Below are 13,972 nucleotides of genomic sequence, written 5' to 3'. Positions count from 1 at the left end.
CCGTCAGCCTGCCGGGCCCCAGCCGGTGCCGAGCACCGCGACCAGCGCCCCGATCAGCAGAAACGGCCCATAGGCAATCGGATCACGCCTGGACACCCGCCGCAGGATCAGCAGGGTCAGCGCGGTGATCCCCGCGGTCATCGTGGCCGCGACCAGCCAGAGCGCGACCGCCGGCCAGCCCAGCCAGCCCAGCGCGAGCCCGAGCAGACCGGCCGTCTTCACATCCCCGCGACCGAGCCCGCTTCCCGGCAGCAGGTACAGCACCCCGTACGCCAGCCAGGCCGCGAAGCCCGCGAGCAGCGCCCGTAACAGGCGGTCCGGGGTGCCCTCCCCCACCGTGGGAACGACGAGCAGCGCCGCCAGCACCGCGTACGACGGCAGGACGATCCGGTCGGGCAGGCGATGGACCCGCAGGTCGACCGCGGCCAGCACGACGCCGACGACCGCCAGGAACAGATAGGCGGGCAGCCGGCCCGTGTGCGGATAGACGGCCGCCGCGACCGCCGCGAGCACCGCGACGGTGACCGCCCCGAGCACGAGCCGGTTGGGCACCGCTCGCCGCGGCGGCACACCGTCCATCGGCCCGAAGGCACCGACGACCGACGGCAGCACGGGCACCGGTAGTGCCGCGCAGACGACGGCCGCGGCGGTCACCGCGGCCGTCATCGCACTCATCCGCCAGAACCCGGACCGGCGGCCACCGGATCACCCGCCGGACCAGCCGCCGCACGGTCCGGGTCCGTTCCCGCAGCCAGGTCCGTTCCCACAGCCGGGTCCGGCCGCGCCGCCGGGCCGGCGTTGCGCGCGGACAGGGCAGCGAGGCCGGCGGCGAGCAGGACACCCTCATCCACCGCGCGGCCGGTGAAATGGCGCACCTGGCCGACCGCCTGACCGGCCAGAACCTCCAGGCCGCCGATGACCCGGGCCCCGGAGCGGTACGCCGACGCGGCCAGCGCTGTCGGCCAGGGGTGGTAGAGCAGTTCCAGCAGCGGGCACGTCACCGGCCACGCCTGGCGGGCCAGGGTGTCGGTCACACCCGCCGGAGTCGTCGAGATCACCAGATCCGGGCCGGGCGGCACGCCGCCCGAGAGGATTCCCCAGGGCAGCGGCGTCACCGCGACTCCGAGCCGGGCACCGATCCCGACGAGCTCCGCGACCGCACCCGGGCGGCGGGCCACGATGGCGACCCGGGGTGTTCCCGCCCGCGCGAGCGCGGCGACGACCGCACGGGCGGTCCCGCCCGCCCCGAGCACGAGCGGCTGGACCGGAACCGCCCGGCCGAGAAGCCGACGCAACGCGTACCCGACCCCGTCGACATCGGTGTTGAACCCGGCCAGGTGACCGTTCGACCGCACGACCACGGTGTTGACCGCGCCCAGAAGCGCGGCGGTGGGATCGACCTCGTCGATCAGCTCGACCGCCGCGGTCTTCAACGGCATGGTCAGTGAGACACCGGCCCAGCCGGGCTCGTCGCGCAGGCGGCCGAGCATGGCCGGCAGGCCGGCCTCGTCACATTCGATCGCGGTATAGGTCAGATCGAGACCGAGGCGGGTGTAGGCGGCCATGTGCAGCGTCGGCGAGAGGGAGTGCCCCACCGGCGCGCCGAGCACCGCCGCACGGCGAGCGACCGGGCCCACCCCGGTGGGCTCCGTGCGGTCGCCTGAGCTGATCGCCACGGCCTACTCCGATCCTCCCTGGCGGTGGTACTCCGCCATCGCCTCGTCGAACTCCGCCTGGGTGGCGGCGAACCTGGTCTCGTGGGTCTGGGGCATGGAGACGAAGTAGAACCAGGGCCCGTCCGCCGGCTTGAGCGCCGACTCCACCGCCCACGTGCTGGGGCTGGCGATCGCTCCGGGCGGGAGCCCCGCGACGGCCCGGGTGTTGTACGGGTTGTTGCTGCGCAGCTGCTCCTGGGTCAGCCTGCCCTCGTACTCGTTCATCGCGTACCGCGTGGTCGAGTCCATGTCGAGCCGCCGGAAGCCGCCGGAGTCGTCCGCCAGCCGGTTGTAGATGACCCGGGCCACCTTGGGACCCTCGTCCTTGTTCGCGACCTCCTTCTCGATGATGGAGGCGATGACGACGATGTCGTGCGGTGTCTGGCCCAGCGCCCTGGCCTGGGCGACGAGGTCGACCTTCTGCGCGTAGGCGTTGAACCGCGCGACGGCGTCCTTGAGCACGTCGGTCGGGTCGGTGCCCGGGGCCACGTCGTACGTGGACGGAAAGATGTAGCCCTCCAACGTGTTGCTCGCGTAGTCGGGCAGCCCCAGCGAGCTGGGATCCTTGGCCAGCGCCTCCAGCTCGGCCATCGGCCGGCCGGTCCGCGCGGAGAGCTCCTGGAGGACCTTCCGGACCGTGTCCCCCGGGTTGATGGTGTAGCGGAACAGCGCCGAGGACGCGTCGTCCAGCAGCGCGTCCAGCGCCGAGGCCGCGCTCATCTTCTCGCGCAGCCGGTAGGTGCCCGGCTGGATCGACAGGGCTCGGCTGTCCCGGGTCGCCACGTTCACGAAGGCCTGCCGGCTCGCCACGACATCGGCCTTGACGAGCGTGGCGGCGATTTCGGACGAGGTGGCACCCGCGGGGATCTGGATGACGACGATGCCCTCACCCCCGCCGGCATAGTCCGCGGCGGCCTCGCCACCGATCCGGCCGATGACCTTGCCGACACCGATGATCCCCGCGCCGAGAAGCACGGCGACCACGACCAGGACACCGATGAGCCGCGGCAGCGCGCTGCCCGACCGGCGCTCCCGGGCGCCGTCCGGCCCACCGCGACCGCGGCGGCCGGCGCCGCGACCGTCACCGCCACCGGACGGGTCGTCGTCGTAGCCGTCCTCACCGTCGTCGTAGGACCCGTCGTCGTCGTAGTCGTCGCCGTCGTAGCCCTCAGCGCCGTCGTAGGCGTCGTAGGGCCCGTCGTCATAGCCGTCGGCGTCGTCGTAGGAACCGTCGCCGCGGACGCCCCGGCCACCGGCGGCGGCTGACGCGGCCTGCGGGCCGGTTCCCGACGCCGGCCGACGCCGGCCGGGCCCGGACGCCGCACCGGCGCGTCGGCGCCCCTCACGGCGCCGGCGCTCCTCGAAGTCGTCGTACTCGTCGCCAGCGGCGCCGCCGAACAGGCCGTCGAATCCGTCCGCGCCGCGGCTCACACCGAATCCTGCGGCCGCGCGGCACCGTCCGACGCGGCCCGGCTGGCCGCTTCCCGGGCCCGGCGGATGTCCAGGTGGTGCTGGAGGATCTGCACCGCTGCCTCCTGATCCACAAGCTCACGACGGGCCCGCGATCGCAGTCCGCGCTCAGCCATGCGGCGATGAGCCACGACCGTGGTGAGCCGCTCGTCAACGAGACGGACCGGTACGGGCGCGACACGCGTCGACAGCACCTCGGCGTACTGCCGTGCGCGGCGGACCGCCTCACCCTCCTCACCAGAGAGCTGACGCGGCAGACCGACGACAACCTCGACAGCGTGCCTGTCCCGAACGATGTCGGCAAGCTCGTCGACGTCCTTGTGACGACGACCTGACGCATCCCGACGCAGCGTGGTGACCGGCACGGCCAGCAGACCGTCCGGATCACTCGCCGCGACCCCTACCCGCACGGAACCGACATCGACGCCGATCCGGACGCCTCGGCCGGGCTCCTCGGCGCGGGGCGGCACCTGGTCCGCCTCCCTCGCCGCGCCGGCCTCCACCCCGGCGCCGGCACCGGCACCGGGGTCGGGCGCGGCAGCGGGGGCCGGCCCGGGCACCGGGGTGTCGCTCACGCGCCCTGGTCGGCGACCAGCTCGCGGATCCGGGCGAAGACCTTCGGGATCATGGAAGCGTCGCCCCGGCCGCCCTGCGCGACGTCGGGCTTGCCGCCGCCCTTGCCCCCGAGCGCGGCCCAGGACTGGCGGATCAGGTCGCCGGCGCGCAGCCCGCGCCCACGGGCGGCGTCATCGGTCGCGACCACGATGGCGGCCCCCTCGGCCTCGGTCACCACGACCACCGCCGGGCGCCCGGCCAGCCGGCCCCGGATATCCAGCGCCAGCAACCGGACGTCGTCCGCGGGTGTGCCGGCCGGCACCTGGGCCGTCACGAGCGCGACCTCACCGACGGCCTCCGCGCCGGCGGCGAGCGCCGCGGCCCCGGCCAGCACGGCCTGCGCCCGCAGCCGCTCCAGCTCCCGCTCCGCGTCACGCAGCCGGCCCACGATGTCGGCGACCCGGTCGGTGAGCTCGTCCGGGCGGGCCTTCAGCGCGGTCGACAGCTGCGAGACGAGCACGTGCTCACGGGCCAGGAACCGGAAGGCGTCGATGCCGACCAGCGCCTCCACCCGGCGTGTCCCGGCGGAGATGGACGACTCGGACAGGAGCTTGATCGCGCCCAGCTGGGCGGAGCTGGACACGTGCGTACCACCGCACAGTTCGCGGGCGTAGTCGCCGACGTCCACCACCCGGACCTGGTCGCCGTACTTCTCGCCGAACAGCGCCATCGCCCCCAACCGGCGGGCCTCCGCCTGGGTGGTGACGTACCAGCGAACCTCCAGGTCGCGCAGCGCGACCTCGTTGACCTCGTCCTCGACGTCGGCGAGGACCGAGTCGGGCACCGCGCCGAGCGCGTGGAAGTCGAAGCGCAGCCGGCCCGGCGAGTTCAGCGAGCCCGCCTGGGTCGCCGACTCGCCCAGCGCGCGGCGGAACGCGGTGTGGACGAGGTGCGTGGCGGTGTGCGAGCGGGAAACGGCACGCCGCCGCTCCACGTCGACCTCGACGGCGACGTCCGCACCGACCCGCAGCTCCCCGCGCAGCACCTTCACCCGGTGCATGACCAGGTCGGCCACCGGCCGCTGGACGTCGAGGACCTCGCACTCACCGCCGTCGAAGCGGATCACACCGAGGTCCGCCTCCTGGCCACCGCCCTCGGCGTAGAAGGGCGTCGTGTCCAGGACGATGCCGACCTCCTCGCCCTCGCCGACCGCGACACGGCTGCTGCCGTCGCCGATGCCGACGATGCCGACGACGCCGGACTCCCGCGTCAGCTCGGTGTAGCCGGTGAAGGTGGTGGGCCCGGAGGCGGCCAGAATCGGGCGGAAGGCCGACAGGTCCAGGTTCCCGATACGCCGGGAGGCCCGGTCCGCCTTCGCCGCCTGGCGCTGGCGTTCCATGAGCCGACGGAAGCCGGCCTCGTCGACGGTGAGCCCCGCGTCGGCGGCCATGTCGATGGTCAGGTCGATGGGGAACCCGTAGGTGTCATGCAGCCGGAACGCGGACTCGCCGCTGAGCTGCGCCGACCCGCTGGAGCGGGCCTGGGTCACCGCGGTGTCGAACAAGGTGGTCCCGGTCCGCAGCGTCTCCAGGAAGGCGGTCTCCTCCGCGACCGCGACTGCGGTGATCGCCTCGGCCTGGTCGACCAGCTCCGGGTAGATCGGCCCCATCGCCTGGCGGACCTCGGCGAGCAGCTCCGCCATCACCGGCTCGCGGGCCCCCAGCAGGCGGGCGTCACGAACCGCCCGGCGCAGCATCCGGCGCAGCACGTAGCCGCGGCCCTCGTTGGACGGGGAGACCCCGTCCGAGATGAGCATCGCGGCGGTGCGCGTGTGGTCGGCGACGACCCTCAGGCGGACGTCCGCGGCCGGGTCCGCGCCGTAGCGGGCGCCGGTGAGCCGGCCGGCGGCGTCCAGCACCGGGCGGGAGATGTCGATCTCGTAGAGGTTCTCGACGCCCTGCAGGATCGTCGCCATCCGCTCGAGACCCATGCCGGTGTCGATGTTGCGGGCCGGCAGGTCCCCGACGATCTCGTAGCCGTACTCGCTGCCCTCGCCTCGCGCGTACTGCATGAAAACGAGGTTCCAGATCTCCAGGTAGCGGTCCTCGTCCGCCTCCGGGCCGCCGTCGCGCCCGTATTCGGGCCCGCGGTCGAAGTAGATCTCGCTGCACGGGCCGCACGGGCCCGGCACACCCATCGACCAGAAGTTGTCCTTCTTGCCCCGGCGCTGGATCCGCTCGGCGGGCAGCAGGGTGCGCCAGATCGACTCGGCCTCGTCGTCGTCGAGGTAGACGGTGGCCCACAGGTCGTCGGGGTTGAAGCCGTACCCCTCGGTGACGAGCTCGAAGGCGAACGGGATCGCCTCGGCCTTGAAGTAGTCACCGAAGGAGAAGTTCCCGCACATCTGGAAGAACGAGGCGTGCCGGGCGGTGCGCCCGACGTTCTCGATGTCCACGGTCCGCACGCACTTCTGCACGCTGGTCGCGCGGCTCCACGGCGCGGTGAGGTCGCCGACGAAATAGGGCTTGAACGGCACCATGCCGGCGTTGACCAGCAGCAGCGTCGGGTCCTGCGCCACCAGGGACGCGCTCGGGACCACGGTGTGACCCCGCTCGGAGAAGTGGTTCAGAAAGCGGCGGCGGATCTCGGCCGTGTCCATCGGTTCACGTCGTCCAGGGTTGTCGGGATGTGTCGGCCAGCCGGGCGGCCGGCGCCGGCTCCGCAGCCGGGATCGGCCGCCGCCGGATGGGAGATCAGGGCCTGCGTGCCCCCGGCACCAGGCGCATCGTCTGCTCCGGATCAAAGCCGACGGGCGCCGGGGCGGCGAGGTGCTGACCGCTTCCGGACGGCTCGCCACCAGCCAGGTCACCCGGCTGCCCGGGCTCCTCAAGCTCGTCGAGACCCAACGCGGAGCGGATCTCCTCCTCCCGTTCGGCCATGGCCTGGGCCACGTCGGCGGCGAACTCCCGCATCGACTCTACGAGAGAGCCCGCCAGGCTCGTCGGCGTGAGCGCCGACACGGCACGTGCCACCTGGCGCACCACGAGCACACCGGTGGCCGCGCCCAGCGCGACGTAGAAGACCCGGGTGACCATCAGCGGCCACCGCCTCGGCCGTCAGCGCCGACCGCGGTGGTCTCGGGCGCGCGCCGGGCGGACCGCCGCTGTGCCTTCTCCGCCTTCATCTGAGCGGAGACCCGAGCCGTGACGTCCGCCTTCGTCCGCTTGGCGACCGCCTGGCGCACGCCGTAGCTGAACGCGGCCACCCGCACGACGGGGCCGCCCAGCGTCGCGGCGAAGATCGACGTCAGGGACGAGACGTTGGTGGTCACCGTCTGCACGTTCGCCGTGATCGCGTCGATCCGCTCCAGTTCCTTGTTCACGTGCGCGAGCGCGACGTTCACCTCGTCAACGGTCGCACCCGCCTGCCGCACCCGAGCGGTGCCCTCGTCGATGACGACACCGGTCTGCCGCACCCGGGCAGCGGCCTCGTCGAAGATCTTGCCGAGCTTGAACAGGACATAACAGGCGAAGAGCACGAGCACCGCGAACGCCCCCGAGGCGATCAGGCCCGCGACCGCACCACCGGACATGTGCTTCGCCTCCATTGTTTTCGGTAACGCCTTGCCCAGACGACACCCGCCATCTGGATGACGCCTGGCCGTGCCCCGCCGAATCACACCGCTCGCGGGTGACGTCGAGGTGACCGCCCACCCGCCCTCAGGCGCGCCTGCGGCCGAACGGGTCCGACCGGCGTGCCGATGCTGCTCGTCAGTGACCTTACCGACCAGGACGCGCAGACCTCCGGTAACCCCCGGGCCGTCCGTGTCCGTCCCGGACCGTGCGGGGTCCGGGCGGGGGCCACGCCCCGATTCAGCCCGCCGGGTCCGCCGGAGGCTCGGGAGGGCGTCCGCGCAGGACGCCGCGCAGGAACTCGACCCGCTCGGTGGCCCGCCGCTCGAAACCGTGCCCGGTCGGGCGGTAGTAGTCCGACCCGGCGAGGACGTCCGGTGCGTACTGCTGACGGACCACCCCGTCCGGGTAATCGTGCGGATACCGGTAGCCCGCGCCGTGGCCCAGCCGGGCGGCACCGCGGTAGTGGGCGTCACGCAGATGCGACGGGACGGGACCGAGCCGACCCGCCCGCACGTCAGCCGTGGCGGCGTCGATCGCGGTGATGACCGTGTTCGACTTCGGCGCGAGCGTCAGGTGGATCACCGCCTGGGCCAGCGCGAGACGGGCCTCCGGCAGCCCGACCAGCTCCAGGGCCTGGGCGGCCGAGACCGCGACACCCAGGGCACCCGGGTCGGCCATACCGACGTCCTCGCTGGCCAGGATGATCATACGGCGGGCCACGAACCGCGGATCCTCACCCGCTTCGAGCATCCTGGCCAGATAGTGCAGTGCCGCGTCGACGTCGCCGCCGCGCATCGACTTGATGAACGCACTCACCACGTCGTAGTGCTGATCGCCCTCCCGGTCGTACCGGACCGCCGACCGGTCGACCGCCCGCTCCAACAGCTCCAACCGGAGCGGGACCGCTTCACCAACGCTGTCACCACCATCGGCTGTGTCGATGCCCGCGTCGGCGTCGGCGTCAGGACCGCCGGTGTCGACGCCGCGGGCCGCGGCCAGAGCAGCCTCCGCTCCCGCCTCCAGCGCGGTGAGCGCGCGCCGGCCGTCACCGCCCGACAGCCGCACCAGGTGGTCACGGGCTTCCTCGGTGAGCGTGAGGCGGCCGCCGTACCCGCGCGGATCAGCGACGGCACGCTCGACCAGATCCGCGATGTCCGCGTCGGACAACGGTTCGAGCGTGAGCAGCAGCGACCGGGAAAGCAGCGGCGCGACGACGCTGAAGAACGGATTCTCCGTTGTCGCGGCGACCAGGGTCACCCAGCCCTTCTCCACCGACGGGAGGAGGGCGTCCTGCTGGGTCCGGGTGAAGCGGTGCACCTCGTCGATGAACAGGACGGTCCGCACACCCGACATGAACAACGTGTCCCGGGCCTCGTCGATCACGGCCCGGACATCCTTGACGCCCGCGGTGACGGCGGACAGCTCCCGGAACCGGCGGCGGGTGGCCCGGGAGACGATGTGCGCCAACGTGGTCTTGCCCGTCCCAGGCGGCCCCCACAGCACGACCGAGGTCGTGCCACCACCCTCGACCAGACGACGCAGCGGGCTGCCCTCGGCGAGCAGGTGGCGCTGCCCGACGACCTCGTCGAGACTGCGCGGACGCAGCCGGGCGGCGAGCGGGCCCGACGCGGCCAGCGTGTCCGTCACGTCGGCGTCGAAGAGGCTCACTCACGTACCGTACGGCCCGCCAGCCCGCCGCCGGTTCGGCGATCAGGAACCGGAGGGGTAGGCGCCGGCCGTGCCGGTCCATTCGGTCGACGGCCTCACACCGGCCGGATCGACTCCTTGCGACCAGTCGGGCCAATCCGGCCAGGCCGGCTGCCCCTGTGCACTCGGCTGTACCGGTGCACTTGGCTGTACCGGTGCACTCGGCGGCACCGGCGCACTCGGCGGCACCGCGACCTGCGGCGGGCCGGGCCGCTCAGCCCAGGCAGCCGTCTCGGTTCGACCAGCTGGCTCGGTTCGACCAGCTGGCTCGGTTCGACCAGCTGGCTCGGTTCGACCAGGCTGCCCCGCTCGATCAGGCTGCCCAGCCGAGCCGGACCACGCCGCCGGACCGGACCGCGGTGCGCCGGTACCCGCCCAGGACGGCGCCGCGTCGGGTGCCGCCGGGGCAGCGGTCCGACCACGGCGATGCTGGCTCTCCCGGTACGGCTGGCTCTCCCGGCCCGCCCGCGCCCGCGTGAAGGGGTCGGCATACGTCACCCCGCCGAGCGCCGCGAAGATTACGACCGCGAGCACCGAAAAAGCGATCACACAGACCAGAAGGGCGAGCGTGATCGGGTCCGCACCCGATACCGGTTCGGGAAGGGCTGTCGCCGAAACCCGCGTCGCAGCCATGGCCGTGTAGTGCATTCCGCACACCGCCACGGCCATGATCGCTGAAGCGACCACCACATGCCAGGCGGTCACCACCTGGAACGCGATCCACAGCGCCGCGAGCGCGGCAACGATCGCGATGGCGATGGACAGTGCCACCAGCGTGGGTCGATAGGTGACCTCGCTGCCGACGTGCATGGCCGCCATACCGGTGTAGTGCATGGCGGCAACGCCGAGACCCGCGATCACTCCCCCGGCCACCAGGCGCAGCACGCTGTCCGGATGCCGGGCGACCACGGAAAGGCCCACCGCGGAGAAAACTATCGCGATCAACAGCGACAGGCCTGTGAGCGGCATGTCGTAGCGTGGGTCGCGGTCCGCGACCTGGTAACCGATCATCCCGATGAAGTGCATGGACCACACCGCGCCGCCGCCGAGCGACACCGCCGCCAGCGCGGTCCAGGTAAGCCGGGCTCGGCCGACCGCATAGGGCACACGCATCGAGCAGACCAGCGCGGCGAACGAGCCGATCGCGGCGAGCAGCACGGAGACCGCCACAAAGAGCGGGTCCTGGCTCGCGTGTTGATGGGCGACCTGCGCCGTGATCAATTGTTCCCCCCATAGGGCAAGCGAAAAGACGCCCATTCCTAACACAAGTTCTCAGATAGCGGCAATGAGTCATCTGATTATGCCTAAGTGGTGCACCTGACTACTTTCCGTGACACTGATGATCAAATTAGGGACTTCAGTCCTGCCGGTGACACCCCAGACGGCCCTTGCGGAGAGATCGTCCGTGGCAAGATCCCGGAAATTCAATCACCCTAAGTAGTTATCAACTACTCTTCGCGACCATCATGCGGTCTGAATTCCGCCTGCCGCCAGGGGCCGTCGAATGTTATTCACATGCACGCGGGCAGGGTATTCGTAGCAGGATTGTTCAGCGCCGCCCGAGGCGCCGTGGGCGACGTTCCGTCGACAACCACCGAATCCGGGCGTGAAATGCGCCGCGACTGGCTGCGACAGGCGGTGGGGGTGCGCCCCCGGTCGCGCGTATTGGCCGTCGCGGAGCCGTCGGGATTTGCGACATGAAGCGACATGGGGGATGCGCCTGGCCCAGAGGTGCCAGCCGCGTCCGCGTTCGCCGATGGGATGGGACACACGTCCAGAAGGACGTCGCACCGAACCGGCCGACCTGCCTCGGCTCCCCAAGCCGGCCACCGGGTGCTGGTAGAAGCCAGCATCGCCAGTGGAAACCGCAGAGGTAGATGCATTCCCTGCTGCGCGTGCATCGTCCGATGACGCTTCTGGGCCACCATGGCACCGACCGCAGGACCTGCGCAGATGCCAATGAGTCGCCTGCTGCGCCCACACGGGTAGCTGCAATCGGTTGACTGGAGGCCCTTATCTGGAACACGCTGCCGAGGCCGGGGGGCAAAGGCCAGCGCCGGGAACCGGGAACTCTCCGGGGGCGGCGTGGAACACAGCCGGAAAGGAAACTCATCACACTGTGGGTGTCACCTGGCCCCGACCGCGACAGCGCGTCAGCGGCGAGGATGACAGCCCGCCGTCGGAGCAGTCATGGCCGCGTCGGAATGTCCACGCGGGCTAACGAGTACATCCGGAGGAAGAGCAGTGTCTGACGGTCTATCGCCGATCAGCCGGAATGCTGTGCCCGGCGCCCCCCACGGTCCGGTACGAAGCGCTCCACGCGGGGGGGCACCAGTATCCGCGACGGGCATCGGTGGGCACGCCACCGGTGGTCGGCCCACCACGAACCGTCGTCCCATGCCCGGGCATCGCCCCGGCGGCCATCACAACGGCGGGCACCTGGACAACGGCCACCACCTCGATGACAGTGCCGTCAGTCTCGCGGTCGGCGGGCCCGGGGAGTTCACCTCCAGACTGGGCCAGCGCACGCTCGCGTCCAGGCTGGCCCGCACCATCGAGCTGGAGATCATCCGACGCGGCTGGCCGGTCGGGGAGGGCCTCGGCTCGGAGGCCCAGCTCATGGAGCGCTACCAGGTGGGCCGGTCCGTGCTGCGGGAAGCGGTGCGGCTACTGGAAAGCCGCTGGGTCGCGCGGCCCCGTCCGGGCCCGGGTGGTGGTCTCGTCGTGACCGCGCCCGACCATGACGGTGTCCGTGACGTCGCCCGGGTCTACCTGGACTTCGCCCGGGCCCGGCCTGAGCACCTCTGTGAGACCTGGTCGGCCCTCGAGGCGGTCGCCGTCCGCCGGCTCTCCGAGCAGATCGACACCGCGGGCCTCACCCGGCTGCGTGGCGCGCTGGAGCCCACGGCACCCGGCGCCAGGGCCGCCAGCCCACGGGCCCGCTCCCGATCGGTCGGCGCGCGTTCCGGTCCGGTCACCGCGGGAACGCCCGGCGAGGCGTCCGTACTGCTGCACCTGGAAATCGCCCGGCTCGCCGGCAATCCGGCAGCGGAGTTGTTCATCCGGGTGCTTGCCGACCTCGCACACCCGCATGACGAGACCGAGCGGCTCGGGCAGTGGTGGCAGCACCCGCTTCACGCCGAGATCGTCGACGCGATCACCCGCGGGGAGGGCGCTCTCGCCGAGCACCTCGCCCGATCGTGCATCCGGCGACATGTCGAAGAAGCAACAGCCCATAGGCACTGACATCGATGTCAGGTTCCGGTGGCCACGCCACCGGTCCGCTCCCGGACAGGCGTTTTTGCGGACGCCGAAAGCAGTTGTCTTCCGATGGCACTGAGGCGTGCCACCCGTCGTGGCCGGCAATGCAGACCACGACGGGTGGCACAGCCGGCCATGGTGCGCAACGAAGCCCCGGCCCGCGACGAGTAGTTCACGCCACGGAGGCTGGTTCGGCGTCACGTGTGTCGTGACGCGCCACCGATGTCGCAATCACCGACGACATCGGTGGCCGGGCGGCGTGCTGGCCGCGGTGAAGCGGCCGTCGCGGCGAACAGCCACACCTTCGGACGACTATTTCTTCCGACCAGCAGTGTCACCCGGCGGCGGTACCGGCTGCCGGGCATCCACGGTGCATTCACGAGCAGTGCGCCTTTTCCATCTCACGGGCCCATGGTCAGGGTTGCCATCGCAAGGCGGGGCGGGGCGGGGCGGCGCGGCTACGAGTCCGAAGAGCCGAGGATTTCGGTCGTTCCAGCGACCAGAATCCCCAGGTCCTGCCCGACGGCAAACCGTGGGTCGGGACGGGGCGGGACCATGAGTCCGAAGAGCCGAGGATTCTGGTCGTTCCAGCGACCAGAATCCCCAGGTCCTGCCCGACGGCAAACCGCGGGTCGGGACGGGGCAGAACGACGAAAGGCCTCAGCCCTTCGAGTTCCGGCCGTGGTGTGATCAGTGCGTATGCGCCAGGCGGTCAGCCGACGGCCCGGTGCACGCGCACCAGATCAGCGAGGTCCGGCGAGACGGCGGCGAGCAGCTCGCGGACGCGGCTCGCGGCCGGGGCCGCCAGGCCGTCGTAGACCTCGGCGAAGACAGTCCGAGCCTCGCGCCGCGGCCAGCCGCCGGGAAGGAGCTCGATCGGCAGGTCCGGATCGAGGGTGGGGAAACGAGCCCAGGACTCCATCACCGCGGTACGGGCGGCCAACGCCTCGGCACCGTGGACGTCCCCACTGCGGACTCGTTCCAGCAGCGGCTCGTAGGCGCTGATGAAATCCTCGTAGGCGCGGGCCAGCTCACTGAGGTCCCAGGCGGCCATGGGTGGGCGCGGGTCCGTGCGGCGGGCCTCCGATGTTGTGATCAGAACGGTCGAGGCTGTGACGCCCAGCTCCGCGAACACCCGGCGCGCCGCCTCGCCGACAAGACGCGGTGTCACCCACATGCCGTCATAGAGCGGGGCGAAGCCGAGCCAGCGCAGCCTCGCTCGCACCGCGTGCCGGACGTCCCGCTGCCCCTCGGGGATCGAGAAGGACGCCACCGTCCAACGCCCATCCCACGGATCGTGGCGAAGGCCGAACGTGAGGATCCGGTTCATCGACACCCGGATGGCCGCGCAGGCGTCCGGAGCCAGACCGTAGTAGGTGTTCCGCCCGATCCTGGAGGATTCGAGGAGACCGCGCCGGGACAGCCGGCTCAGCGCGGCTCTCGCCCCGACCGTGCTGACCTCGAAATCCGCGAGCAGGCTGACGAGCACGACGGACGGGATGTGCTCGAGACGGTCGACCCAGTAGTCCCCGAGCAGGGTTGTCAGCAGATGCTGCGGCTGCGCTCCGGCCTGCACGCGGGGCAGATCGACGAGCTCGGCCGGTGGTACGTGCACCAGACTCTCGCTCG

General features: G+C 71.7%; 11 protein-coding genes. 1 reads left to right on the top strand and 10 read right to left on the bottom strand.

From position 1 onward, the window contains the following. Window positions 1–3: 3 nt before the first annotated feature. The 9 genes from FREUN1FDRAFT_RS10990 to FREUN1FDRAFT_RS39670 form a co-directional block, all read right to left on the bottom strand. On the bottom strand, window positions 4–666 hold the full coding sequence (locus FREUN1FDRAFT_RS10990; RefSeq protein ID WP_006540102.1) for an A24 family peptidase: 663 nt from the start codon (window positions 664–666) through the stop codon (window positions 4–6). A gap of 5 nt (window positions 667–671) precedes the next feature. Next, entirely contained in the window at window positions 672–1,676 is a 1,005-nt protein-coding gene (locus FREUN1FDRAFT_RS10985; protein ID WP_006540101.1) for a shikimate dehydrogenase, read from the bottom strand. Window positions 1,677–1,679: 3 nt separating this feature from the next. Continuing rightward, window positions 1,680–3,146: an endolytic transglycosylase MltG gene (gene mltG / locus FREUN1FDRAFT_RS10980; protein ID WP_006540100.1), complete on the bottom strand. Its 1,467-nt coding sequence runs from the start codon at window positions 3,144–3,146 to the stop codon at window positions 1,680–1,682. Next, on the bottom strand, window positions 3,143–3,760 hold the full coding sequence (gene ruvX, locus FREUN1FDRAFT_RS10975; protein WP_369809786.1) for a Holliday junction resolvase RuvX: 618 nt from the start codon (window positions 3,758–3,760) through the stop codon (window positions 3,143–3,145). Before ruvX ends, mltG begins: the two co-directional genes overlap by 4 nt. After that, on the bottom strand, window positions 3,757–6,399 hold the full coding sequence (alaS, locus tag FREUN1FDRAFT_RS10970; RefSeq protein WP_006540098.1) for an alanine--tRNA ligase: 2,643 nt from the start codon (window positions 6,397–6,399) through the stop codon (window positions 3,757–3,759). The genes ruvX and alaS overlap by 4 nt, the downstream gene beginning before the upstream one ends. A 94-nt stretch (window positions 6,400–6,493) precedes the next feature. Further along, entirely contained in the window at window positions 6,494–6,835 is a 342-nt protein-coding gene (locus tag FREUN1FDRAFT_RS10965) for a DUF6167 family protein (RefSeq protein WP_006540097.1), read from the bottom strand. Beyond that, window positions 6,835–7,332, bottom strand: a complete 498-nt coding sequence (locus tag FREUN1FDRAFT_RS10960) for a DUF948 domain-containing protein (RefSeq protein ID WP_006540096.1) — start codon at window positions 7,330–7,332, stop codon at window positions 6,835–6,837. The genes FREUN1FDRAFT_RS10965 and FREUN1FDRAFT_RS10960 overlap by 1 nt, the downstream gene beginning before the upstream one ends. A gap of 280 nt (window positions 7,333–7,612) precedes the next feature. Beyond that, complete coding sequence (locus tag FREUN1FDRAFT_RS10955) at window positions 7,613–9,043, bottom strand: replication-associated recombination protein A (RefSeq protein ID WP_006540095.1); 1,431 nt, start codon at window positions 9,041–9,043, stop codon at window positions 7,613–7,615. 42 nt (window positions 9,044–9,085) lie between these two features. After that, a complete protein-coding gene (locus tag FREUN1FDRAFT_RS39670) occupies window positions 9,086–10,252 on the bottom strand; it encodes an MHYT domain-containing protein (protein WP_232295144.1) in 1,167 nt (388 codons plus the stop codon). A gap of 1,227 nt (window positions 10,253–11,479) precedes the next feature. On the opposite strand from FREUN1FDRAFT_RS39670, the gene FREUN1FDRAFT_RS10945 reads away from it, so the two are divergent. Further along, window positions 11,480–12,328 carry a FadR/GntR family transcriptional regulator gene (locus tag FREUN1FDRAFT_RS10945; RefSeq protein WP_006540093.1) on the top strand — a complete coding sequence of 283 codons (849 nt, stop codon included), beginning with the start codon at window positions 11,480–11,482 and terminating at the stop codon, window positions 12,326–12,328. A gap of 727 nt (window positions 12,329–13,055) precedes the next feature. Here the strand turns inward: FREUN1FDRAFT_RS10945 and FREUN1FDRAFT_RS10940 are convergent. Beyond that, window positions 13,056–13,958, bottom strand: a complete 903-nt coding sequence (locus tag FREUN1FDRAFT_RS10940; protein WP_006540092.1) for a PaaX family transcriptional regulator C-terminal domain-containing protein — start codon at window positions 13,956–13,958, stop codon at window positions 13,056–13,058. Between the last annotated feature and the right edge of the window lie 14 nt (window positions 13,959–13,972).

The organism is Parafrankia sp. EUN1f (assembly GCF_000177675.1).
Lineage (GTDB): Bacteria > Actinomycetota > Actinomycetes > Frankiales > Frankiaceae > Parafrankia.
The sequence above is the reverse complement of the archived record's forward strand: the minus strand, read 5'-3'. Positions and strand labels throughout refer to the sequence as shown.